Origin of the sequence: Rossellomorea aquimaris (assembly GCF_020172085.1) — a bacterium.
Taxonomy (GTDB): domain Bacteria; phylum Bacillota; class Bacilli; order Bacillales; family Bacillaceae_B; genus Rossellomorea; species Rossellomorea aquimaris_E.
Genome location: NZ_JAIVAT010000003.1, coordinates 1,686,736 through 1,710,043, shown reverse-complemented (window position 1 = coordinate 1,710,043; position 23,308 = coordinate 1,686,736). Strand labels below are relative to the sequence as shown.

General features: G+C 41.5%; 28 protein-coding genes. All 28 read left to right on the top strand.

Features of this window, described 5'->3' with window-relative positions:
* The first annotated feature begins 178 nt into the window (after positions 1-178).
* The 28 genes from trmFO to flhB all read left to right on the top strand — a co-directional run bounded on the left by trmFO (position 179) and on the right by flhB (position 23,302).
* The gene (gene trmFO, locus LCL96_RS09530) at positions 179-1,477 is read left to right on the top strand and encodes an FADH(2)-oxidizing methylenetetrahydrofolate--tRNA-(uracil(54)-C(5))-methyltransferase TrmFO (RefSeq protein WP_224941144.1); all 1,299 of its coding nucleotides are present in this window, start codon (positions 179-181) and stop codon (positions 1,475-1,477) included.
* A 61-nt stretch (positions 1,478-1,538) separates the two neighbouring features.
* Positions 1,539-2,438 (top strand): tyrosine recombinase XerC, encoded by a 900-nt coding sequence (xerC, locus tag LCL96_RS09525; RefSeq protein WP_224941143.1) that lies wholly within the window; start codon positions 1,539-1,541, stop codon positions 2,436-2,438.
* Positions 2,439-2,457: 19 nt separating this feature from the next.
* Positions 2,458-3,000, top strand: a complete 543-nt coding sequence (gene hslV / locus LCL96_RS09520; RefSeq protein WP_224941142.1) for an ATP-dependent protease subunit HslV — start codon at positions 2,458-2,460, stop codon at positions 2,998-3,000.
* Positions 3,001-3,065: 65 nt separating this feature from the next.
* Complete coding sequence (hslU, locus tag LCL96_RS09515; RefSeq protein ID WP_224941141.1) at positions 3,066-4,478, top strand: HslU--HslV peptidase ATPase subunit; 1,413 nt, start codon at positions 3,066-3,068, stop codon at positions 4,476-4,478.
* Positions 4,479-4,574: 96 nt separating this feature from the next.
* Positions 4,575-5,354 carry a GTP-sensing pleiotropic transcriptional regulator CodY gene (gene codY, locus LCL96_RS09510; protein WP_149155501.1) on the top strand — a complete coding sequence of 260 codons (780 nt, stop codon included), beginning with the start codon at positions 4,575-4,577 and terminating at the stop codon, positions 5,352-5,354.
* Between the two features lie 590 nt (positions 5,355-5,944).
* Complete coding sequence (flgB, locus tag LCL96_RS09505) at positions 5,945-6,334, top strand: flagellar basal body rod protein FlgB (protein ID WP_224941140.1); 390 nt, start codon at positions 5,945-5,947, stop codon at positions 6,332-6,334.
* A gap of 2 nt (positions 6,335-6,336) precedes the next feature.
* Entirely contained in the window at positions 6,337-6,798 is a 462-nt protein-coding gene (flgC, locus tag LCL96_RS09500; RefSeq protein WP_224941139.1) for a flagellar basal body rod protein FlgC, read from the top strand.
* Between the two features lie 17 nt (positions 6,799-6,815).
* Positions 6,816-7,121: a flagellar hook-basal body complex protein FliE gene (gene fliE / locus LCL96_RS09495; RefSeq protein WP_224941138.1), complete on the top strand. Its 306-nt coding sequence runs from the start codon at positions 6,816-6,818 to the stop codon at positions 7,119-7,121.
* 33 nt (positions 7,122-7,154) lie between these two features.
* Positions 7,155-8,753 (top strand): flagellar basal-body MS-ring/collar protein FliF, encoded by a 1,599-nt coding sequence (gene fliF / locus LCL96_RS09490; protein ID WP_224941137.1) that lies wholly within the window; start codon positions 7,155-7,157, stop codon positions 8,751-8,753.
* An 11-nt stretch (positions 8,754-8,764) separates the two neighbouring features.
* A complete protein-coding gene (gene fliG / locus LCL96_RS09485; protein WP_224941136.1) occupies positions 8,765-9,778 on the top strand; it encodes a flagellar motor switch protein FliG in 1,014 nt (337 codons plus the stop codon).
* A complete protein-coding gene (fliH, locus tag LCL96_RS09480) occupies positions 9,771-10,544 on the top strand; it encodes a flagellar assembly protein FliH (protein ID WP_224941135.1) in 774 nt (257 codons plus the stop codon). The genes fliG and fliH overlap by 8 nt, the downstream gene beginning before the upstream one ends.
* Positions 10,541-11,860 carry a flagellar protein export ATPase FliI gene (gene fliI, locus LCL96_RS09475; RefSeq protein WP_224941134.1) on the top strand — a complete coding sequence of 440 codons (1,320 nt, stop codon included), beginning with the start codon at positions 10,541-10,543 and terminating at the stop codon, positions 11,858-11,860. The genes fliH and fliI overlap by 4 nt, the downstream gene beginning before the upstream one ends.
* A 5-nt stretch (positions 11,861-11,865) precedes the next feature.
* The gene (gene fliJ / locus LCL96_RS09470; RefSeq protein WP_224941133.1) at positions 11,866-12,312 is read left to right on the top strand and encodes a flagellar export protein FliJ; all 447 of its coding nucleotides are present in this window, start codon (positions 11,866-11,868) and stop codon (positions 12,310-12,312) included.
* A 4-nt stretch (positions 12,313-12,316) separates the two neighbouring features.
* Positions 12,317-12,907, top strand: coding sequence for a MotE family protein (locus LCL96_RS09465; protein WP_224941132.1), 591 nt, complete (start codon positions 12,317-12,319; stop codon positions 12,905-12,907).
* Positions 12,908-12,937: 30 nt separating this feature from the next.
* Entirely contained in the window at positions 12,938-14,209 is a 1,272-nt protein-coding gene (locus LCL96_RS09460) for a flagellar hook-length control protein FliK (RefSeq protein WP_224941131.1), read from the top strand.
* A gap of 8 nt (positions 14,210-14,217) precedes the next feature.
* Positions 14,218-14,847, top strand: coding sequence for a flagellar hook assembly protein FlgD (flgD, locus tag LCL96_RS09455; RefSeq protein ID WP_224941130.1), 630 nt, complete (start codon positions 14,218-14,220; stop codon positions 14,845-14,847).
* Positions 14,848-14,858: 11 nt separating this feature from the next.
* On the top strand, positions 14,859-15,248 hold the full coding sequence (locus tag LCL96_RS09450; RefSeq protein ID WP_224941129.1) for a TIGR02530 family flagellar biosynthesis protein: 390 nt from the start codon (positions 14,859-14,861) through the stop codon (positions 15,246-15,248).
* Between the two features lie 71 nt (positions 15,249-15,319).
* Positions 15,320-16,543, top strand: coding sequence for a flagellar basal-body rod protein FlgF (gene flgF / locus LCL96_RS09445; protein WP_224941128.1), 1,224 nt, complete (start codon positions 15,320-15,322; stop codon positions 16,541-16,543).
* 75 nt (positions 16,544-16,618) lie between these two features.
* On the top strand, positions 16,619-16,834 hold the full coding sequence (locus LCL96_RS09440) for a flagellar FlbD family protein (RefSeq protein ID WP_224941127.1): 216 nt from the start codon (positions 16,619-16,621) through the stop codon (positions 16,832-16,834).
* On the top strand, positions 16,831-17,256 hold the full coding sequence (fliL, locus tag LCL96_RS09435; RefSeq protein WP_224941126.1) for a flagellar basal body-associated protein FliL: 426 nt from the start codon (positions 16,831-16,833) through the stop codon (positions 17,254-17,256). Before LCL96_RS09440 ends, fliL begins: the two co-directional genes overlap by 4 nt.
* Positions 17,257-17,290: 34 nt before the next feature.
* On the top strand, positions 17,291-18,289 hold the full coding sequence (fliM, locus tag LCL96_RS09430; protein ID WP_224941125.1) for a flagellar motor switch protein FliM: 999 nt from the start codon (positions 17,291-17,293) through the stop codon (positions 18,287-18,289).
* Complete coding sequence (fliY, locus tag LCL96_RS09425) at positions 18,279-19,430, top strand: flagellar motor switch phosphatase FliY (RefSeq protein WP_224941124.1); 1,152 nt, start codon at positions 18,279-18,281, stop codon at positions 19,428-19,430. Before fliM ends, fliY begins: the two co-directional genes overlap by 11 nt.
* A gap of 40 nt (positions 19,431-19,470) precedes the next feature.
* Entirely contained in the window at positions 19,471-19,833 is a 363-nt protein-coding gene (locus tag LCL96_RS09420; RefSeq protein WP_224941123.1) for a response regulator, read from the top strand.
* A 23-nt stretch (positions 19,834-19,856) separates the two neighbouring features.
* Entirely contained in the window at positions 19,857-20,495 is a 639-nt protein-coding gene (locus LCL96_RS09415; protein ID WP_224941122.1) for a flagellar biosynthetic protein FliO, read from the top strand.
* The gene (fliP, locus tag LCL96_RS09410) at positions 20,488-21,153 is read left to right on the top strand and encodes a flagellar type III secretion system pore protein FliP (RefSeq protein ID WP_224941121.1); all 666 of its coding nucleotides are present in this window, start codon (positions 20,488-20,490) and stop codon (positions 21,151-21,153) included. The genes LCL96_RS09415 and fliP overlap by 8 nt, the downstream gene beginning before the upstream one ends.
* A gap of 14 nt (positions 21,154-21,167) precedes the next feature.
* Positions 21,168-21,437, top strand: coding sequence for a flagellar biosynthesis protein FliQ (gene fliQ / locus LCL96_RS09405; protein ID WP_224941120.1), 270 nt, complete (start codon positions 21,168-21,170; stop codon positions 21,435-21,437).
* 4 nt (positions 21,438-21,441) lie between these two features.
* Positions 21,442-22,218 (top strand): flagellar biosynthetic protein FliR, encoded by a 777-nt coding sequence (gene fliR / locus LCL96_RS09400; RefSeq protein WP_224941119.1) that lies wholly within the window; start codon positions 21,442-21,444, stop codon positions 22,216-22,218.
* Between the two features lies 1 nt (position 22,219).
* Positions 22,220-23,302, top strand: a complete 1,083-nt coding sequence (flhB, locus tag LCL96_RS09395; protein WP_224941118.1) for a flagellar biosynthesis protein FlhB — start codon at positions 22,220-22,222, stop codon at positions 23,300-23,302.
* Positions 23,303-23,308 lie beyond the last annotated feature (6 nt).

The following is a 23,308-nucleotide window of genomic DNA, read 5'->3' as shown; positions in this document are numbered from 1 at the left end:
TAACGAGGGACTGTCCCAACAGGTGATTTCTCTATTACCTATTGGGTCAGCCCTTTTGTGTTTTCCTTTAATTTTGTAAAAACTATACAGTTTTTCAATATATATATCTTTTTTTCACATTGTCCCTTGAGGTACAATGCTGACAGGTTATAACGTTCGGACTGTAGGAGGTCAAATCATGACAGTAAATGTTATTGGAGCAGGGTTAGCAGGTAGTGAAGCCGCTTGGCAGATTGCAAAGAGGGGAATCAAAGTCAATCTCTTTGAAATGAGACCCATTACGAAGACCCCTGCCCACCATACAGATAAATTTGCAGAGCTTGTGTGCAGTAACTCCCTTAGAGCCAATACTCTTACGAATGCAGTAGGGGTATTAAAGGAAGAAATGAGATGTTTGGATTCGGTCATCATGGCTGCAGCTGATGCTTGTTCCGTCCCGGCTGGAGGAGCACTGGCCGTCGATCGCCATGAATTTGCTGCGCTGGTTACAGATAAAGTGAAAAACCACCCGAACGTAACGGTGTTCAATGAAGAAGTCACCGAATTGCCTGAAGGGACTACTATTGTAGCTACCGGTCCTTTGACTAGTGAGAAACTTTCAAGGCAAATTAAACAGCTGACAGGGGAAGAGCACTTATACTTTTATGATGCAGCTGCACCGATCATTGAGAAAGACTCCATAGATATGGACAAAGTGTATTTGAAATCCCGTTATGATAAAGGGGAAGCAGCATACTTAAATTGCCCGATGACCGAAAGTGAGTTCAATCGCTTCTATGAGGCCTTGATTTCTGCAGAGACGGTTCCATTGAAAGAATTCGAGAAAGAAATTTTCTTCGAAGGCTGTATGCCGATTGAGGTCATGGCTTCACGCGGAAAGAAAACGATGTTGTTCGGACCATTAAAGCCAGTGGGATTGGAAGATCCTAAAACAGGAAAACGTCCGTATGCTGTAGTACAATTAAGACAAGATGATGCAGCAGGTACGCTTTATAATATTGTCGGGTTCCAAACTCATTTAAAGTGGGGACCGCAGAAAGATGTTTTACGTTTAATTCCTGGTCTTGAAAATGCTGATATTGTACGTTACGGGGTCATGCACAGAAATACCTTCATCAATTCACCTAATGTCTTAAAGGATACGTATCAGCTGAAAAATCATGAGAACCTGTTCTTTGCAGGTCAGATGACAGGAGTGGAAGGGTATGTGGAATCTGCTGCGAGCGGATTAATCGCAGGTATCAATGCTGCAAAACTCGCAATGGATCAAGAACCCTTGGTGTTTCCATATGATACGGCAATTGGAAGTATGGCCAGATATATAACGACGGCGAATAAAAATAATTTTCAGCCTATGAATGCCAATTTTGGCCTTTTCCCTGATTTGCCCAAAAAGGTCAAAAGTAAAAAAGAGCGTAATGAACAACACGCAAACCGGGCTTTAGAAACAATTCAGAACTTTGTGAAAAAAGTGTAAAATTCATTGCAAGGGCTGTTCGGTTGTGTTACTATTTAGTAGCCCTTGTGAGGTGTTAAACATGGAGAATCAATTAAATGAACAACTACAATCCTTTACTGAATATTTACAAATAGAAAAGCATTATTCTGTTCATACATTTGAACAATATCGTCATGATATTGAAGAGTTCTACGTATTTATGAAAGAACAAGGTTTAAGTTCATTAAAAGATGTCGAGTATTCTGATGCGAGACTTTTTTTAACTAAGCTGCATGATCAAGGTTTAAAGAGGTCTTCCATTTCAAGGAAGGTTTCCAGTATTAGAAGCTTATACCGTTATTTGAACCGGGAAAAGCAGCTGCTCGATAACCCTTTTTCATTTGTCAATCTCCCAAAAAAAGAACAGAGACTACCTAGCTTTTTTTATGAGGAGGAAATACAGGCACTGCTGGATGCCTGTGCCGGGGAATCCCCCATGGAAGTACGTAATCGGGCGATCTTCGAACTTCTTTATGCAACGGGTATCCGAGTAAGTGAGTGCACGAATATACAGCTTGGTGACGTTGACATGGGATTATCTACTGTCCTGGTTAAAGGGAAAGGAAACAAAGAAAGGTATGTCCCATTTGGAAGCTACGCACACGATGCACTAGAACAATACATAACACAGTCCCGGCCAAAGTTGATAAAGGATAATCCCCATAATCAGTTGCTGGTCAATCATCGTGGTGGAGCATTAACCCAAAGGGGTGTACGTTTGATCTTAAATAAGATTATCGAGAAAGCATCTTTGACGGGGAAGATACACCCCCATATGCTGCGGCACACTTTTGCAACCCATTTATTGAATAATGGTGCCGATTTAAGGACGGTTCAGGAACTTCTCGGACACGCTCAGCTATCATCAACTCAGCTATATACCCATGTGTCCAAGGATCAGTTGAGAAAAACGTATTTAGCACATCACCCACGTGCTTAGAAGAGTTGGAGGTCAGGATATGGAACAATTCCACGCAACCACTATTTTCGCCGTGCAGCATAAAGGCAAATGTGCGATGTCAGGCGACGGACAGGTTACATTCGGAAACTCCGTTGTCATGAAGCATACGGCAAGGAAAGTACGGAAATTATTCAATGGGAAAGTATTGGCTGGTTTTGCGGGTTCAGTTGCCGATGCATTCACTTTATCAGAAATGTTTGAGGGAAGGCTTCAGGAGTTCAACGGAAATCTTCAGAGAGCAGCAGTCGAGCTTGCAAAAGAGTGGCGAAGTGATAAGGTACTGAGAAAGCTTGAAGCGATGTTGATCGTCATGGATGAAAATCATCTTCTTTTAATTTCCGGAACGGGTGAAGTGATTGAGCCGGATGATGGGATTCTGGCCATCGGTTCTGGTGGGAATTACGCATTATCTGCTGGCAGGGCATTGAAACTTTATGCCGGTGATCATTTATCTGCTAAGGAAATCGCTCAATCATCCCTTCAAATTGCTGCAGATATTTGTGTATATACGAATAACCAAATTATCGTCGAAGAGCTTTAATCGCGGATCTTCAGATTTGAAATGATATCCTCTCACACTATAAGGAGTAAGGAGTGTGCCACTTTATGAAGAGTACTGTCCACTTAACCCCAAGGCAAATTGTAGAAAGACTGGATCAATATATTGTAGGGCAGAAAGATGCAAAGAGAGCCGTTGCTGTTGCCCTTAGGAATCGCTATAGACGAAGCCTTTTGTCTGACGTATTGAAGGATGAAGTGATTCCAAAGAACATCTTGATGATGGGTCCCACAGGTGTCGGTAAAACAGAGATTGCCAGAAGGATTGCCAAACTGGTCCGTGCCCCATTTGTGAAGGTGGAGGCAACCAAGTTTACGGAAGTAGGCTATGTTGGACGCGATGTTGAATCGATGGTCAGGGATTTGGTCGAGACTTCGGTTCGTCTGGTTAAAGAGGAGAAGATGGTCGGGGTTCGCGAAAGGGCTGCGGAAAATGCCAACCGTCGCTTAGTAGAACTTGTCGTTCCATCAAAGAAAAAGTCCTCATCTTATAAGAATCCGTTTGAAATGATATTCGGTGGTAACGGGAATCAAGAGACATCAGAAGAAGATGATGAGAAACAGGAAGAAATTTCACTACAAGAGCAAAGAAGAAGAATCGAAAAGAAACTTGATGACGGTGAATTGGAAGAAGAATTCATCACGATTGAAGTGGAGGAGCAACAAGCATCCATGTTTGATATGCTCCAAGGTTCAGGTATGGAACAAATGGGGATGAACATGCAGGATGCCCTAAGTAGTTTCATGCCAAAGAAGAAGAAAAAGCGTAAATTAAAAGTGAAGGAAGCAAGGGTCGTACTGACAAATGAGGAAGCCCAAAAGCTCATTGACATGGATGAAGTGACCCAGGAGGCGATCGTCCGTGCTGAACAGTCCGGTATCATTTTCATAGATGAAATTGACAAAATTGCGAGTAAGAGCTCCGGTCAATCTTCAGCGGATGTATCCAGGGAAGGGGTTCAGCGTGATATCCTCCCTGTAGTGGAAGGGTCTACCATTGTCACGAAATATGGTTCGGTGAAGACAGATCATGTCCTTTTTATAGCGGCAGGCGCCTTTCACATGAGTAAACCTTCGGATCTTATTCCTGAATTACAAGGACGTTTTCCGATCCGAGTGGAACTTCAGAAGCTCTCTACGGAGGACTTCGTTCGAATTCTAGTTGAACCGGACAATGCGATCATTAAACAATATATCGCTTTAATGGAAACAGAAGGTATACAAATTGAATTTTCTGACGATGCTATTCGTAGACTAGCTGAAATTGCTTATGATGTTAATCAAAATACTGATAATATCGGAGCGAGAAGACTTCATACCATTATGGAAAAACTCCTTGAAGATCTGTCCTTTGAAGCACCGGACATCACCATGGATAAGGTGAAAATCACACCTCAGTATGTTGATGATAAATTAGGTGCCATTTCTAAAGATAAAGATCTAAGCCAGTTTATTCTATAAGTTTTTCCTTACCCACAATTGGGTAAAGGTAGATGGATAAATGATAATAGTAAATAAAATAATAGATACACTTAAGTTGTAGTAGGAGGAAATGTAATGAATTTATTAGGTAAAACAAGAACCATCAATGCCATGTTGCAAAAAGCAGCCGGTAAACCGGTGAATTTCAAAGAAATGTCTGAAACACTAAGTAAGGTGATTGAAGCGAATGTATTCGTTGTCAGCCGCCGTGGTAAACTGTTGGGTTATGCCATCAATCAGCAGATCGAAAATGAGCGTATGAAACAAATGCTGGCAGACCGCCAATTTCCTGAGGAGTACACTCAAAACCTATTCAATGTTCAGGAAACCTCTCCTAACCTTGATGTAAATAGTGAATATACTGCTTTCCCAGTAGAAAATAGAGAATTCTTCAAGAATGGTTTAACGACAATCGTTCCAATCATTGGTGGGGGAGAAAGATTGGGAACGCTGATCCTTGCCCGCCTGGAAGCAAGTTTCGAAGATGATGATTTGATCCTTGGTGAATATGGTGCAACCGTGGTAGGTATGGAGATCCTTCGTGAAAAAGCCGAGGAGATCGAAGTCGAAGCGAGAAGCAAGGCAGTTGTACAAATGGCGATCAGCTCATTGTCTTACAGTGAACTTGAAGCGATTGAACATATCTTTGAAGAATTAAATGGAAACGAAGGACTACTCGTAGCTTCTAAAATTGCCGACAGAGTCGGTATTACACGATCAGTTATCGTTAATGCCCTTCGTAAACTTGAGAGTGCAGGTGTCATTGAATCGCGTTCTCTAGGGATGAAAGGAACGTACATCAAAGTATTAAACAATAAATTCTTAGTTGAATTGGATAAATTGCGTACAAACTAAATAATCCAAAAGCTGTTTCCCTACTGGGAAGCAGCTTTTTTTTGTGAACAGAGGGATCTAATCAGTGAAAACCTGGCTAGGAAACAACATATAAGGGATGAATGAAGCGAAAAGTCAGACTGTTTAGGGAAAATAAGTCGAATGAACTACTGGCAATCGGTCTTTGGGTATTGTCATCTAATGTATGGGTAGTACAATAAAATTACAACAATGTTACGACCAATTTCGACATCAGGACACTGATATAGACAAATCACAAGCATAAGCATGCACTTTAAACCAGGAGAGGTTTTCTTGTGTATTCCGTGGATGATCTTCTATTATTTGAAAGATTCAATTTAAAGGTTTATGTAACGTTCCTGTAACATAATTGGTAAAAAATATATTTATGTGTAAAAAACAACCATGGGAATATAAGGATGAAAAGTGGATTAAAAGTCACGAAATTGATGAATATCGGCCTCTTTCAGGAAAATTTACCGAATATTCATAGACACTAATCTTGCTAAACATTACAATAAATACTGTTGTATGTTAAATTTGTCAAAAATAGTTGAAACATGTCAAAAAAACGGATAGAGGTGCCTAAAGTGAAACTATTTTCCAATACGTTCACTACTCTTGAAAACGGGCTGAATTACGCTGCGTTAAATCAGAAAGTCATTTCTCAAAATATTGCAAATGTCGATACACCGAATTATAAAGCGAAAAAAGTAGAGTTCAAGAAGGTCTTTGATCAGTCTCTCCAGCAACTGGATGCTAAGCGAACGGATCAACGCCACTTTACCTTTCATTCAGACAGTCAACATCCTGCTGTGAAGACGAAATCCACTTACCAGTATAATCACAACGGTAACGGAGTGGACCTCGATCAGGAAATGTCAGAAATGGCTACTAACCAAATTTACTTTAATGCCCTGTCAGATAGGATAAATGGTAAATTTAATAGTCTGCAATCCGTCATAAGAGGAGGTAAATGATCATGACTTTGTTTACAGGTATGAATACAACCGCTTCCGCTCTTACTGCCCAGCGTTTACGAATGGATGTTATTTCTTCCAATATGGCCAACGTGGATACAACGAGGGGGAAAATGGTGAATGGGGAGTGGCAGCCCTACCAGAGGAAATCAGTAGTGATGGCACCGCAGGAAAATCAGTTTTCATCTTTTTTAAATCAGGCCATGAATACGAGAGACAATCACTCTGTCGGTAATGGCGTGAAGGTATCAAGGATTGAAGAAGATGAACAAACTCCATTTAAGATGGTCTATGACCCTGAGCATCCCGATGCAAATGATGAAGGGTATGTCAGGCTGCCGAATGTCGATCCATTGAGGGAAATGGTAGATCTTATCTCAGCGACACGGTCATATGAAGCCAATGTAACCGTCTTTAATGCAAATAAAGCGATGTTAATGAAGTCACTGGAAATTGGTAAATAGAGAGAGGTTTTAATTCTATGGCAATTCAACAAATTAATTCGATAACACCTGGGATTATAAGTCCGTCCTTTGCAAAAAAAATTAATTCCCCTTCTGAGGGAGCAGGTAATTTCAGTCAACTATTAAAGAATTCTATCGATGAAGTTAATAAGATGCAGGTGCAATCGGATCAATTAACAGAAAAGCTTGTCAGGGGTGAAAATGTCGATCTACATCAAATGATGATTGCTTCCCAGAAGGCGAGTATCACCCTGCAAACAACGATGGAAGTACGTAATAAAGTAGTGGAAGCCTACCAAGAGATTATGAGAATGCCAATGTAGTAGACTCATGCAGTCGAGTACCGGAGGATTGTAATGAATGAATCGTTTAAGAAATATACAGATCAGATAAAGTCTTTTTGGACAAGTAGAACCAAGAAACAAAAAATGAGTATGGGAGCCATCTTCCTGATAACCGTCATTCTTATCGGTACGTTAAGTTATTTTACAACAAGGACGAGTCTGGAACCTTTGTATAGTAATTTATCCCCTTCAGAAACGGGAACTATCAAAGAAAATCTGGATGGCAGGGGAATCCCCTCGGAAATTACAGATAGTGGATCGACGATCATGGTCCCTAAGGAACAAGTGGATACCTTAAAGGTTGAACTGGCAGCAGAGGGAATTCCAAACTCAGGAAGCATTGACTACACCTTTTTTAGTCAGAATGCCGGATTTGGTATGACGGATAATGAGTTTAATGTAATGAAACTGGATGCCATGCAGACCGAATTAGCAAATCTAATAAAGGGGATAAACGGAATCCAGGATGCAAAGGTCATGATCAATCTTCCTGAAAAGGAGATTTTCTTAAGTGATGATGTTCAAAATGCATCAGCTTCCATTGTGTTGGATACTAAACCAGGATTCACATTAGATCCAAAGCAGATTAAATCGCTTTATCACCTTGTTTCAAAGAGTGTGCCGGACCTTCCTACTGAGAATATCGTCATCATGAATCAATATTTTGAGTATTTTGATTTAGATTCTCAAAATAATTCTATGGGAAGCGGGAATTTTGCCCAACAAATGAATGTAAAGAAAGAAGTCGAGCGCGATATTCAACGTCAGGTTCAGAATATGCTTGGCACGTTGATCGGCTTCAACAAGGTAGTGGTTTCAGTCACTACAGATATTGATTTTACTCAGGAAAACCGTGAAGAGGTTCTGGTGACGCCAGTCGATGAAGAAAATATGGAAGGAATTGCGGTCAGCGCTCAGCGAATTACAGAAACATTTTCAGGTGAAGGAGCGAGCCCTGGTGGGACAGCTGGAGCAGGGGACACGAATGAACCGACCAACAGCGGAGTAACGTACGGATCCAGTTCAGAATCGAATGGTGATTATGAACGTATGGAAGAAACGATCAACAATGAAGTCAATCGGATTAAAAAAGAAATCGTTGAAAGCCCATATAAAATAAGGGATCTTGGGATCCAGGTCATGGTAGAACCACCTAACCCTGAAGAAGAAACGTCGTTGCCGCAAGGTCGGGTCGATGATATCCGTCAAGTATTGTCTACTATCGTTCGTACCTCGATTGACAAAGAAGAAAATCCTGAACTGACAGACGAGGCCATTGAAGATAAGGTGGTCGTCTCGGTTCAACCTTTCAATGGGAAAATGGACGTCTCTACAAAAGAGAAACCTTTCCTCCCATGGTGGACGTACGTAATTGGTGGTATTCTCCTTGTTGTGATTCTTTTATTGGTATTTTTCTTAATGCGTTCACGAAAGAAAGATCTTGAAGAAGAGCTGGAATATGAAGAACCAAGAGAACCAGTCCAAATCCCTGACATCGAACCAAAAGAAGAAACAGAAGGCTCGATTCGCAGGAAGCAGCTGGAGAGAATGGCTAAAGATAAACCAGAAGAATTCGCTAAACTGTTACGCACCTGGTTAGCAGAGGATTAGGAGGAATGAACATGGTAAGAAGAGAGAAAGGTTTAACAGGGAAACAAAAGGCAGCCATCCTCCTGATCTCTCTTGGTCCTGATGTATCGGCATCGGTGTACAAGCATTTGTCGGAAGAAGAAATCGAAAAGCTTACATTAGAGATATCCGGAGTGAAAAAGGTAGAGACGGAGGCTAAGGAAGATATATTAGAAGAATTTCACAATATAGCCATTGCTCAGGATTACATCTCACAAGGTGGTATAGGCTATGCCAAAACCGTTTTGGAAAAGGCGTTGGGGACAGAACAGGCTTCAGCCATAATCAATCGTTTGACCTCCTCTTTACAGGTCAAGCCATTTGACTTTGCGAGGAGAGCGGATGCTGCTCAAATCCTTAATTTCATTCAAAATGAACATCCACAGACGATCGCATTGATACTATCTTATTTGGACCCGCAACAGGCTGGTCAAATTCTTTCAGAGCTTCCGCAGGAAGTACAAGCAGATATTGCAAGGCGAATCGCTGTAATGGATGGTACCTCACCGGAAGTGATCAGTGAAGTGGAAGCCATCTTGGAACGGAAGCTATCAGCCACTGTCACGCAGGATTATACTCAGACAGGTGGAGTTGAAGCGGTAGTGGAAGTGCTAAACGGTGTGGATCGTTCAACAGAGAAAACGATCCTAGATGCTTTGGAAATTCAAGATCCTGAATTAGCCGAAGAAATCAAGAAGAGGATGTTTGTCTTTGAAGATATCGTCACACTTGACGGTCGTTCCATTCAACGTGTCATCCGAGATTGTGACAATGAAGACCTGCTTCTGTCTCTTAAAGTGTCAAGCGATGAAGTGAAAGAAGTGGTATTCAGGAATATGTCAAATCGGATGGTTGAAACCCTTAAAGAAGAAATGGAGTTCATGGGACCGGTGCGATTACGGGATGTTGAAGAAGCGCAGTCACGTATAGTAGCAGTCATTAGAAGATTAGAGGATTCCGGTGAAATCATCATTGCCCGTGGTGGAGGAGACGATATTATTGTCTAGGATCATAAAGTCTACCTTAGCTCAAACCGTCGAAGAGAACAAAAAAGTCATTTCTCTTAAAAAGTTAACCCCGACTAATGAGGTATCCCAAAAGGAAGATATCCTAATGGGTCAGACTTCCTTAAGAAGGGATCAAATCATAGAACAAGCGACCAATGAAGCTGAACGAATCATTCAATTGGCGAAGGAGAAGGCTCGTCAAGAAGAAGACCGTTTGATGTATGAAAAGGAAAATTGGTTATCGGAACGAGAGCAGCTCGTGCAGGAGGCGTACAATGCCGGTTTCCTTCAGGGAGAAGAAGAAGGAAAGAGGAAAGGCTATCAGGATTTTCAGTTGAAACTGCAAGAAGCAAATGACATTGCTGATTGGAACAGGGAACAGTTTGAAGGTCATATTCAGCGAGCAGAAGAAGTCATCCTCAATCTTGGGATCGCATGTGCAGAGAAAATTATCAATCAAAAGCTGGAAGCAGAACCTGAAGCATTCCTATCCATAGTGAAAAGGGGGTTGAAGGAAGTGAGGGATTTGCCCCACATCCAGATACATGTCCATCCTTCCAGACATCATATGCTTGCCGTAAATAAATCCGAACTTGAAATGATGTTCCCGACTGACATTCAGTGCTTCATTTATGCAAATGACGATCTCGGACATGAGGAATGTTACATTGAAACGAATCAAGGGCGAGTCATTGTCAGTGTTGATTCACAACTAAGAGAATTAAAACTGAAGCTTCATCATCTCCTGGAAGGTGATGTGGAATGAAAGCGGTAGATCTTATCTCCCATATCCCTCATATCCCCACCTTCAAGAAATTCGGGAAAGTGAAACGGGTTGTCGGATTGATGATTGAGTCACAAGGACCGGAAAGCTCTGTCGGTGAAGTCTGCCATATCCATATTTTCTCCCGTGGGAAGCAAAAGGTGATCATGGCAGAAGTCGTGGGCTTTAATGATGATTTAGTCATCCTGATGCCTTATACGAATATGCAGGATATCTCACCGGGGAGCCTTGTTGAAGCAACATCAAAGCCTTTAGAGATCAAAATAGGATCTTCTTTGATTGGGAAAGTGATTGACCCCTTGGGGCACCCCCTTGATGGCAGTCAATTGCCTTCAGGATTAAGCACCGCCTATACGGAACAGGACCCACCCAATCCATTATCCAGGCCTCCGATCGATGAGAAAATGGAGGTTGGTGTAAAAGCCATCGACAGCATGTTGACGGTAGGTAAGGGACAGAGGGTAGGGATTTTTGCCGGTAGCGGAGTCGGGAAGAGTACATTATTAGGCATGATTGCCAGAAATACGAAAGCGGATATAAATGTCATTGCTCTAGTAGGAGAGCGTGGCAGGGAAGTAAGGGAGTTCATCGAAAGAGATTTGGGCGTAGAAGGGTTGAAAAGGACGATTGTAGTGGCAGCCACATCCGACCAACCTGCTCTCATGAGAATAAAAGGGGCCTTTACGGCAACGGCGATTGCTGAATATTTCCGGGATAAGGGCATGAACGTTATGCTGATGATGGATTCAGCTACAAGGGTGGCCATGGCTCAGAGGGAGATTGGATTGGCTGTTGGCGAACCGCCTACAACCAAAGGATATACGCCTTCAGTATTCGCCATTTTACCAAAGCTACTGGAGAGAACAGGGACCAATCTCCAAGGAAGTATTACGGCATTTTATACCGTTCTCGTAGATGGTGATGATCTGAATGAACCTATCTCTGACACAGTGAGAGGTATTCTTGACGGTCATATCGTCCTTGACCGTCAAATCTCCAACCGGGGACAATACCCTGCCATCAATATTCTTAAAAGTGTCAGCCGGTTGATGAATCACCTGGCAACTCATGAGCATTTACAAGCTGCAACTAGGATCAGAGAATTATTGAGTACGTATATGAGCTCTGAAGACCTGATTCAAATCGGGGCATACAAGAAAGGTACATCCCCTGAAGTGGATGAAGCCATCCAATTTTACCCTGGGATCATTTCCTTCCTGAAACAGGGAGTATACGAAAAGGTTTCTCTTCCTGCTAGTGTCGAGGAGCTAATAGAGCTATCGGAAAGAGGTGGATGATTCGAATGAGTTATCAGTATAAATTCCAGCGAATATTGACGCTGAAAGAAAAAGAAAAGGATGAAGTCCAAGAAATGTATAGGGGCTCTATCGAAAAATTTGAAACCGTCGCCGAAAAGCTTTATGAGTTCCTGAAGAAGAAAGAAACGCTTGAACAAAAGCAGCAGACTCAATTACAGCATGGCTTATCCGTGCAGAATATTCGACATCACCAGCAGTTCATCGCCAATCTTGAAAAAACCATTTCTTACTATCAGGATTTGGTGATACAAGCGAGGAACCGTATGAATTGGTATGAAGAAAAGCTTGTAGATATGAATGTCGAAGTGAAAAAATACGAAAAAATGAAAGAAAAAGATTTTCGTCGTTTCCTTCGGGACATTCAGTTGATGGAAAATAAACAATTAGACGAAGTGTCAGTCGTTCAATATATGAAACGGAGAGCAAGGTGATTTCATGGCAAAAGTAATCGAAGAGGAAAAGAAAGATTCATCCAATCGCTTTCAAAGATTTATTTTTATCATCGTCATTCCTCTCTTGTTTGCAATAACCTTCGCTTTGGTCATCATGACGTTCGCAGGGATAAACATATTTGAGAAAGCACAATCGATAAGTTCGGACATCCCTTTCTTGTCCAAGGTCATCCCTTCAAATGAAACCGAGGACCGAAAGCAATTACAAGAGAGGATTATTTCATTAAATGCTTCTATTGAAGATCAAGAAGCAAAGACTGCACAGCTTCAAAGTGAGATTGAGAAGAGAGACAGTGAAAATGAACAACTTCAGGCAACCATCCAGCAGCAGAAAGCAGAACTGGAAGAATTAAGGCAGATTGGTGAAGATAATAAGCGTGCCTTTAAGGAAGTTGTCAGTACCTTTGAAGCGATGTCTGCTAAGAGCGCAGCTCCTGTTCTCATGAACATGGATGATGAAGAAGCAATGAAGATCCTATCAAACATCAAACCGGATACACTGGCTGATATTTTGGAAAAAATGCCTCCCGAGGATGCCGCAAGATACACGGGTCTTCTTTCCACAGAGGAATGACGGAATGTTTTATTAAAAGGAGGTGAATGAATGGAAATCGGAATCGGGATTCAAAGCGTAAACTCTATTTCAAAAGGGAACAAAGGAGCTGCCTTGACGAAAAAGGAGATGGTAGGCTTTTCCCAACACCTTCTGGGCTCCGTCTCGAATCAAGTCAGTGGGAATGAAGTGAAAAAAGAAGGATCACTGTCATTTCTCACCGGTCTTGAAGCTTTACTTGGAACACATGAGCTAGAGGGTCTCGCCCTTACACAAAAGCAACTGGATGAACTTTCAAAAGTGAAAGAAGTAGATATCAGTCAAATCGCGGATATTCTCGGAGTTAGCACAGAGGCAATCACTACGCTTTTTTCTGAATTAAGTTCCGTCCTGTTTGGTACCATGCACGAGGCTGCTACAGGTAGCGGCGAAGATGCATATGAAAACCTTCTGGGCACATTGCAACTCTTACAATCCGTCTTTTCACAAAATGTAAAAGGATCTAAGCCTCTAGTCCAGCATGCTCTTGAAGTGTTGAATAACGAAGGGCAAATAGAAAAGGTCATTAAGTTAGCCAAAGTATTGGAACTATTCACTCAAAAGCGGGACTTGCATGTTACCGATGCAGCAAAAGCAACAGAGATGAAAGCAATGGTGAAGAATCTTCAAACTGGGGTGGAAGCTTCGATTACAAAGCTGGGTCATCCTGTGGGGGATTGGTCACGCATTTTAAGAGAATCATATACAAGGAACTTACCAGAAGAAACTCATGGTAAGGATCCTGCAATAGATGTTCCGAATGCTGATAAGAAAAGTATTTCCTCCATACCGGGAACCAATCTTCATTTTGTATTGCCTAGGACGGAAACCAATTCAATCCATTTGACATCGGGTGGACGATCTGTCCAATATGATCAATTTGTGAAAGAGTTCCAGAATATCCTGGGTAAATCGAGTCTAATATCACAGCCCAACATGAGTAAGATGTTAATCAAGCTTTACCCTGAACATTTGGGTTCCCTCAGGATTGAATTACTACAGCATAATGGAGTGATGACAGCGAAGATATTAGCGTCTTCCACTTCAGCGAAAGAAATGCTGGATTCTCAAATTCACGGGTTAAAACATGCGTTCACTGCTCAGAATCTAAATGTGGAGAAGATTGAAATCTCCCATGCACTTTCAGATACAGAGCGACAGTTCAAAGAACAATCACAACAACAGTCTCAGCATCAAAAACAGCAACAATCCGACCAAACAGGAAAGACAAAGGAAGAGGAAAATCAATCCTTTAAAGATTATCTCGTAAATACCGAAATATAGGTGATGACATGACGAAAATAGATCCGAGTTTACTTTATTCCACAGTGCAGACAAAACGGCAGTCAGGAGGGGATATTTTAGGAAAGGATGATTTCCTGAAGATCCTGATGACCCAATTGCAAAATCAAGATCCATTGAATCCGATGCAGGATAAAGACTTCATCGCTCAAATGGCTACATTTTCTTCCTTGGAGCAAATGACGAATCTCACTCAGACGATGGAAAAGTTCGTTGATAATCAAAGTCAGACCCAATTGATTTCTTACAATCAATTTGTAGGTAAGCAGGTTACTTGGCATAAGATCGTAGAAACGGATTCTAATGAAACACCAGAAATACAAGAAGGACAAGGACTTGTGAAAGGTGTTCGCTTTAAAGGGGATTCTGTTGAATTCATCATGGAAGACGGTACGATATTAACTCCGGGAAATATTTCTCAAGTGAATTCTGAAGGAAGCCAGGATTCTTCCCTGGTGAGTGCATCCATGTTAATAGGAAAGAAAGTCACTTGGAATGGAGAAGAAGGAGAACGGAGCGGAGTGGTACAGTCTGTTTCAAAGAAAGATTCACAAATATGGTTTCAAACAGCAGAAGGGGAGAAAATCTCCAGTGATGCTTTAATAAAAATTGAATCATAGGGAGTGGTTGCATGGAAAAGACATTCTTTCACCGTTCACCGCAACCAATATCGGCTCACTACCATAATAAAGCAACTAAGCCATCTGTCCACGGTTCTTCATCGTTTGCAACTCAATTGGATAAAGCGATCCAAGATGTGGCTCCAATGCACGTCAGTAAACATGCAAAAATTCGAATGGAGCAAAGGGGCATTTCCATTTCCAAGGAAACATGGGCGGAAATCGGTGAAAAAGTGAAGGAAGCAAAAGGGAAAGGTGTACAGGATTCGCTCGTCATATTGAAAGATGCCGCATTGATCGTAAGTGCGAAGAATCAAACAGTGATTACGGCGCTGGATCGCAAAGAAGCCCATTCTCAAATTTTTACCAATATTAATGGAACGATATTAATTGATTCATAGGCCGGACCTGAAAAAGGAAGCCTACCGCTGTGGAATGACTGAAGCAGCACATACGAAAGGGGACAACATTCATGCTACGTTCAATGTATTCAGGTATAAGTGGAATGAAAAATTTTCAAACGAAATTAGATGTCATCGGGAATAATATCGCCAATGTGAATACGTATGGATACAAAAAAGGCCGCGTGACGTTTCAAGATCTCATGAACCAAACCGTTTCAGGGGCCAGCAGGGCAACTGCTAACCGTGGTGGTCAGAATGCAAAGCAAGTGGGTCTTGGATCCTCCCTATCTTCTATTGATACAATTCAGACCCAGGGAAGCCTCCAGACTACGGGACGTTCATTGGATGTCGCCATTTCAGGGGATGGATATTTCGTTGTAAGACAAGGGAATAACGAAATGTTCACCCGTGCAGGGAACTTTTATCTGGACTCAAATGGGAACCTGGTAACGGGACAAGGAAACCTCGTGCAGGGGTATCCTGTTAATGCAGATGGAGACGTCAATAAGAGTGGTACGGCGGATATTAAGATTGACACGAACACCACCATGGCACCTCAAGCAACGAGCAAAGCGACTTATAATGGGAATTTAAAGTCAAGTGCTCCAATTGGTACTGAAGTTGAGCTTGAGACCAAAGTAAAGGATTCACTAGGTAAGGATATTAGTATTAAATTATTAATGAATAAAACAGCTCAGAATACCTGGGGTGTTACGATCTCAAGTCTGACAAACGATGTGACAGTATCTGCTGGTCAAACAACTTCTCTGACCTTTGATGCAGGAGGGAAGTTAACTTCTCAAGTTCCTTTTCCTATCACATTGAATAATCAAACAGGTGGCAATCAATCTCAATCGATTGACTTGGATTTCTCCAAAATCACCCAGTTCGACAGCTCATCATCCGCCAATGTTGATACCGTGGATGGTAACTCGGAAGGATATCTGGAAAGCTTCAATATCGGATCTTCCGGTGAAGTGAACGGAGTATTTTCGAATGGAGAAGTACGCGTTTTGAGCCAATTGGCGCTCGCAACATTCTCGAATCCAGGTGGATTGACGAAAGCTGGAAGTAATTTGTTCCAGGCTTCCAATAACTCTGGTCTTCCTAATCAGGGAGTTGCCGGAGAAGGCAGGGGATCTCTCCAATCCGGATCACTTGAGATGTCCAATGTGGATTTATCAGAGGAATTCACGGAGATGATCACAGCTCAGCGTGGATTTCAGGCCAATACTCGTATCATCACAACATCGGACGAAATTCTGCAAGAGCTTGTAAACTTGAAACGTTAATTCCTTAAAAGGGAGGAAGGGACTGACTGATCAGTCATGATGATCGTCATACAGGCAGGTCAGTCCCAAATATGAATGATTACATTAACCAGGTTGAATGGTAAATCGTTTACTTTAAATGCCTTATACATAGAAACAGTAGAAGCGTTTCCGGATACAACCATTCTGTTATCGAACGGAAGGCGGTATGTGGTGAAAGAGACAGTGGACGAGGTTAACGCCCTGTCATGTACGTTCTATGAAAGAGTGAACCTGCTTAATCTGCCACAGGAGGGAGGAAGTACAAGATGAAGAGTAAAGCTATGACCATCATGATGATATCTTTGGTGACCATTACCTTCGTGGGTGTCATTGCTTTGGTTGTTGTACTGAAATTCTCAGGGGAAGAAAAAGCGAAAGAACCTTCCATCGAAGAAGTGATCGAGAATTCAGTAGACATACCTGAAACCACAACCAATTTAATGAGCAATGACTTTATCCGGATCTCATTCAAGATCCAGACGGATAGTAAAAAAGCAAAGAAAGAACTAGAGAAAAGAGATTTTCAAGTGAATAATATTATCATAGAAGAGCTTTCAGAATTGAAAGCAGAAGAACTGCAAGGAAAACAAGGGAAAGAATTGGTCGAAACAAAGGTGAAAGACAAAGTGAACTCCCTTATGCAGGAAGGCGCGGTAGAAAAAGTGTATATCACCTCTATGATGATTCAGTAAGGCAGCTGTTAGTGGAAGGTTTGGAGGTGAAGAGATGGCAAGTGAAATATTGTCCCAAAGTGAAATAGATGCCCTGTTATCTGCCCTCAATACAGGGGAAATGAGTGCGGATGATTTCAAAAAAGAAGAAGAAGAGAAAAAAGTCAAAGTATACGACTTTAAAAGGGCACTGAGGTTTTCAAAAGACCAAATAAGAAGTTTGACCAGGATCCATGAGAACTTTGCAAGGATCTTAACCACTTATTTCTCTGCTCAATTAAGGACATATGTTCAAATAAATGTAGCTTCTGCCGATCAAATTCCTTATGAAGAATTTATTCGTTCCGTTCCGAAAATGACAATATTGAATGTGTATGAACTGCCTCCGCTGGATGGAAGGATCCTCATGGAGATTAACCCGAATATTGCGTATTCAATGATGGATCGTGTGATGGGGGGAAGAGGAGTCAGTGTCAACAAGGTTGAGTCCTTGACCGAAATCGAAACAAGGATCATGAGCCAATTATTTGAAAAGGCGTTTGAAAATCTTAGGGAAGCTTGGAGCACAGTGGTGGACGTTGATCCGGTGTTTGCTGAATTTGAAGTGAATCCCCAGTTTTTACAAATGGTCTCTCCCAATGAGACCGTAGTGGTCATTTCATTGAACACAACGATAGGTGAAACGAGTGGCATGATCAACATTTGTATTCCTCATGTTGTATTGGAGCCCATTCTTCCGAAGCTATCAGGAAGTTATTGGATGGAGTCAAAACGGAAAGAAAGTAATCCTGAAGATACCGCTCTTCTTGAAAGAAGAATCAAGCAAGCGCAAGTACCGATTGTCGCTGAATTAGGCCAATCGGATATCACCATTGAGGAATTCCTTATGCTTTCAATAGGTGATGTTATTGAAATGAAAACAAGAATCGATGATCCTTTGACCATTCGAGTGGGTGAGATTCCTAAGTTTACGGCTCAGCCTGGTAAATCAAATAAAAAAATGGCTGTCCAAATTTTAGATTCGTTGAAGGGGGGAGAAGACGATGATGAGTGATGATATGTTATCGCAAGATGAAATAGATGCATTGCTTCGAGGATCAGCAGAGCCTGAAGAAGTAATAGAAGACCGTAAAGAGATCAACATGAGTGATTATATCAGCTCAATGGAAGAAGACGCCTTAGGTGAGATCGGGAACATATCTTTTGGGAGTTCAGCAACAGCACTCTCTACACTGCTGAATCAGAAGGTGGAGATAACGACGCCTAAAGTATCCATTATTAATAAGAATCATTTAGAAGAAGAATTCCCACATCCCTATGTAGCCATCCAAGTTAAATATACTGAAGGATTTTTAGGTGTGAACTTACTGGTGATTAAACAATCGGATGCCTCAATCATTGCCGATTTGATGCTGGGTGGTGATGGCCGAAATCCATCTGGTGATTTAGGTGAAATTCAGCTCAGTGCAGTCCAGGAAGCCATGAATCAGATGATGGGTTCTGCTGCAACATCCATGTCGACGGTATTTAGCAAGAAAGTCGATATTTCACCCCCATCCATTGACCTCATGTATATCCCACAAGGAGAAGGTGAGGAGAATCTCCCGGATCAGGATCTTCTGGTGAAGGTTTCATTTTCTTTGAAGATTGGAGATCTCATTGATTCTAATATCATGCAGCTTCTGCCGTTAAGTTTTGCCAGAAGTCTAGTGGATGAATTAATGAATGGTGGTGCACAGGAAGAAGTGGCGGCGGCTCCGCCACCGGTTATGGATAGTCCTCAAACAGCGCCTGAACCTGTAAACAATCACGTTCAAGAGAGTATTGATCGATCACCACAGCATTTGGGAGGACAAGCATCGTACTCAGAGCCCGTCAATGTACAGCCTGCTACATTCAGTAGTTTCGAACCTGCTTCCTTAGGACAGCAGGAAACGAAAAACCTAAATATGTTATTGGACATCCCGCTTCAAGTGACAGTAGAGCTTGGGAGAACAAACCGATCGGTGAGGGATATCCTCGAATTATCATCAGGTTCAATCATTGAGCTCGATAAGTTAGCAGGGGAGCCGGTAGATATTCTCGTGAACAGCCAACTGATGGCAAAGGGGGAAGTCGTGGTCATCGACGAAAACTTTGGAGTCAGGATAACAGACATTGTTAGTCAAAGTGATCGAATTAAAAAATTAAAATAAATAGAAATGATTCTTAATGAGATGATGGAGGATGAAGAAAATGGCAAACAAAATTCTAATCGTGGATGATGCAGCCTTTATGAGAATGATGATTAAAGACATTTTAACGAAAAATGGCTTCGATGTCGTTGGGGAAGCAGCGGATGGAAGTCAAGCTGTTGATAAGTATAAGGAATTAAAACCGGATCTTGTGACCATGGATATTACCATGCCTGAAAAAGATGGGATTGCAGCCTTGAAGGAGATCAAAACGATTGATGCTGGTGCGAAAATTATCATGTGCTCAGCGATGGGACAACAAGCTATGGTCATTGATGCCATTCAAGCGGGAGCAAAGGACTTTATCGTGAAACCATTTCAGGCAGATCGTGTAATCGAAGCGATCCAGAAAGCGCTAAGCTAACATCAATAAGAAGGTGCATGATAGTGAAACAGTTTCAAATTTTATTAGGTATAATGCTTTTCTTTCTAACGGCGGGAGCTTCTAGCCTTACTGTATCCGCTGAAGTGAATAATGTGAAAGATTGTATAGAGCATCCGGATAAATGCAATGGTCAACAAATAAATGAAGTGGAAAGTCCCGAATCAGGGCTTTCCACTTCCGTTACATTTGTAGATTATCTAAAAATGATCGTCGCTCTTGTATTTGTCGTTGCACTTATTTATTTTTTATTGAAGTTCATTAATCAAAAGAGCAGATCGTTTCAACAAACAAAATTAATCAATCATTTAGGTGGAGCACCACTTGGTGGTAATCGTTCCGTGCAAATTGTGAAAGTAGGCAATCAGGTTCTCGTATTAGGAGTCGGGGAAGATATTCAGCTTTTGAAAGAAGTGACGAATGAAGATGAGAAAAAGGAAATTCTTTCGTACTATCAGGAACCTCAAATACCTTATGGGCCACCGGCGGTATTCAGCTGGATCAACAAGATAAAAGGATCTTCGACAAATATGGAGGGGAATTCATTTCAGTCACAGTTGAGAACTCAGCTCGAGGAAATAAACAAAGGTAGAAAAAAGATGATGCAGGAATTAAAAAATAAGGGGAATCATTCAGATGAATGAGTTCATGGAATTTTTTAATAGCAGTTCTGCAGATAATGTTTCAACGAGTGTAAAGCTATTATTATTATTTACTGTTTTATCGCTCGCCCCTAGCATTCTGATCTTGATGACGTCTTTCACACGGATCATGATCGTCCTGTCCTTTGTCAGGACGTCCCTTGCTACACAACAAATGCCGCCGAATCAGGTGTTGATTGGACTCTCTTTATTCCTTACTTTCTTTATAATGGCTCCTACTTTTCAGGAAGTGAACGATGAAGCATTGACTCCTCTTTTTAATGAAGAGATTAATCTTGAAGAAGCTTACGATAAGGCTTCCATTCCGTTTAAAGAATTTATGAGTAAGCAGACAAGACAAAAGGATCTGGAGTTATTTCTCGAGTATTCCGGTGCTGAGAGACCGGAATCTGTGAAAGATATCCCCCTCACATCCTTAGTGCCAGCTTTTGCATTGAGTGAAATCAAGACGGCATTTCAAATAGGCTTCATGATTTTCATTCCATTCCTCGTCATCGACATGGTTGTTGCCAGTGTGTTGATGTCTATGGGGATGATGATGTTGCCACCTGTGATGATTTCCTTGCCTTTCAAGATTTTGCTTTTTGTTTTGGTTGATGGTTGGTACTTGGTAATAAAATCTCTTTTACAAAGTTTTTAAGTAGGTGAGTTTTAATGAATGCTGAATCCGTAATTTCCATAGCAGAGAGAGGGATCTACGTAACCCTTATCGTATCGGGCCCCTTGTTATTGTTAGCCCTCGTTGTCGGGTTGATTGTCAGTATTTTTCAAGCAACAACACAGATTCAAGAACAGACACTTGCCTTCATTCCGAAGATCGTTGCCGTTTTGATCGGCATTGTCTTCTTTGGGCCGTGGATGTTAACAAAGCTTGTGACGTATACATCACAGATTTTTTCAGACTTGACAAGGTTTGTGGGGTAAAGGAATGGAAGAACTCGTACCTATTCTATCGGTATACCTACTTGTATTTGTCAGGGTATCATCGTTTTTTGTCACAATGCCGTTATTTTCATACCGGAATATACCTGCCCAGCACCGTATCGCTTTTTCGGTGGTGCTCTCCTGGGTAATGTATTATACGATTGACTCAAAGGCATTCGAAATTAACGGGCAATACTTCTTATTGATCATGAAAGAAGCTATGGTCGGTCTGTTGATCGGTTTTGTTGCCTATATGATTGTTACGGCTATTCAAATTGCAGGCGGGTTCATTGATTTTCAAATGGGGTTTGCCATTGCCAATGTGATCGATCCTCAAACTGGATCACAGAGTCCTTTGACCGGACAATACTTGTACACATTCGCTTTATTGCTGTTGCTCGCTCTAAATGGCCATCATTTATTGCTCGATGGGATTTTCTACAGTTATCAATTGATTCCCATCGATCGACCATGGATTCCATTTGGAAATGAGAACTTAGTCGATTATGTCATCTCGGCCTTTAATTCCATGTTTATCATTGCATTCCAGATGTCGATTCCAGTTGTGGCTACTCTTTTTCTGGTAGACGTTGCATTAGGTATCGTGGCGAGGACCGTACCTCAGTTAAATATCTTTGTTGTCGGGTTTCCCATAAAAATTGCGGTTGCCTTTATCGTTTTATTTATTGTAATGGGTGTAACGTTCACGGTCATGCAAAAGCTGTTTGAAATGATGTTTGTGACCATGAGAGATTTAATGAAAATTATTGGAGGCACATAAATTGCAGTTGCTATCATTAGACCTACAGTATTTCAGCGGGGAAAAAACGGAGAAAGCAACTCCAAAGAAAAGAGAAGACGCAAGAAAAAAAGGACAAACAGCGAAAAGCCAGGATGTCAACACAGCGATTATCCTACTTGCAGTATTTTTATTTATGACCTTCAGTGCTTCCTATATAGGCGATATTGTGTTTGATTTGTTTCATCAAACGTTTCAGGAATACATGCTCATGGAACTTACCGAAAATACGGTTCAGGTCATCACGATGGACCTGATGAAGGAAATTGCCCTTCTTCTTGGACCGGTCATGATCATTGCACTCCTTGCAGGTTTGTTTTCTAATTATATCCAAGTGGGAGTTATGTTCACAGCAGAGCCTTTACAGCCTAAATTAGAGAAAATCGACCCCATAAAAGGGTTCAAACGAATCTTTTCCTTACGTGCAATCGTTGAGCTATTAAAATCAATATTAAAGATTTCTTTTGTAGGGGCCATAACGTTTGTCATTCTATGGATGAATATCGACAGAGTCCTTAGCCTATCTTTTAAATCGGTGGGAGATTCATTGACAACGATGGCAAATTTGGCGATCCAAATGGGGATTGCAGCGTCTTTGGCTTTGTTATTCTTATCGCTGTTTGATTTTCTTTATCAAAAATACGATTTCGAAAAGAATATCAGAATGTCCAAACAAGATTTGAAAGATGAACATAAAAACATTGAAGGCGACCCGCTTATCAAGTCGAAAATTAAACAAAGGCAGCGGGAGATGGCCATGAGAAGAATGATGCAGGAAGTTCCCGAAGCAGATGTTGTCATTACAAATCCCACCCATTTTGCCATAGCGCTTAAATACGACGAAGATAAAATGGATGCCCCATTTGTCGTGGCTAAGGGAGTGGATTACCTCGCGCAAAAGATTAAATACATTGCAGGTGAACATGATGTCGTCATGGTGGAGAATCGGCCACTAGCACGTTCGCTTTATGATTCGGCAGAAATCGGTGATGCCGTGCCAGAAGAGTTTTTCAAGGCAGTAGCAGAAATTTTAGCTTATGTTTACCGAATAAAAAACCAGATGTAAGCAGTT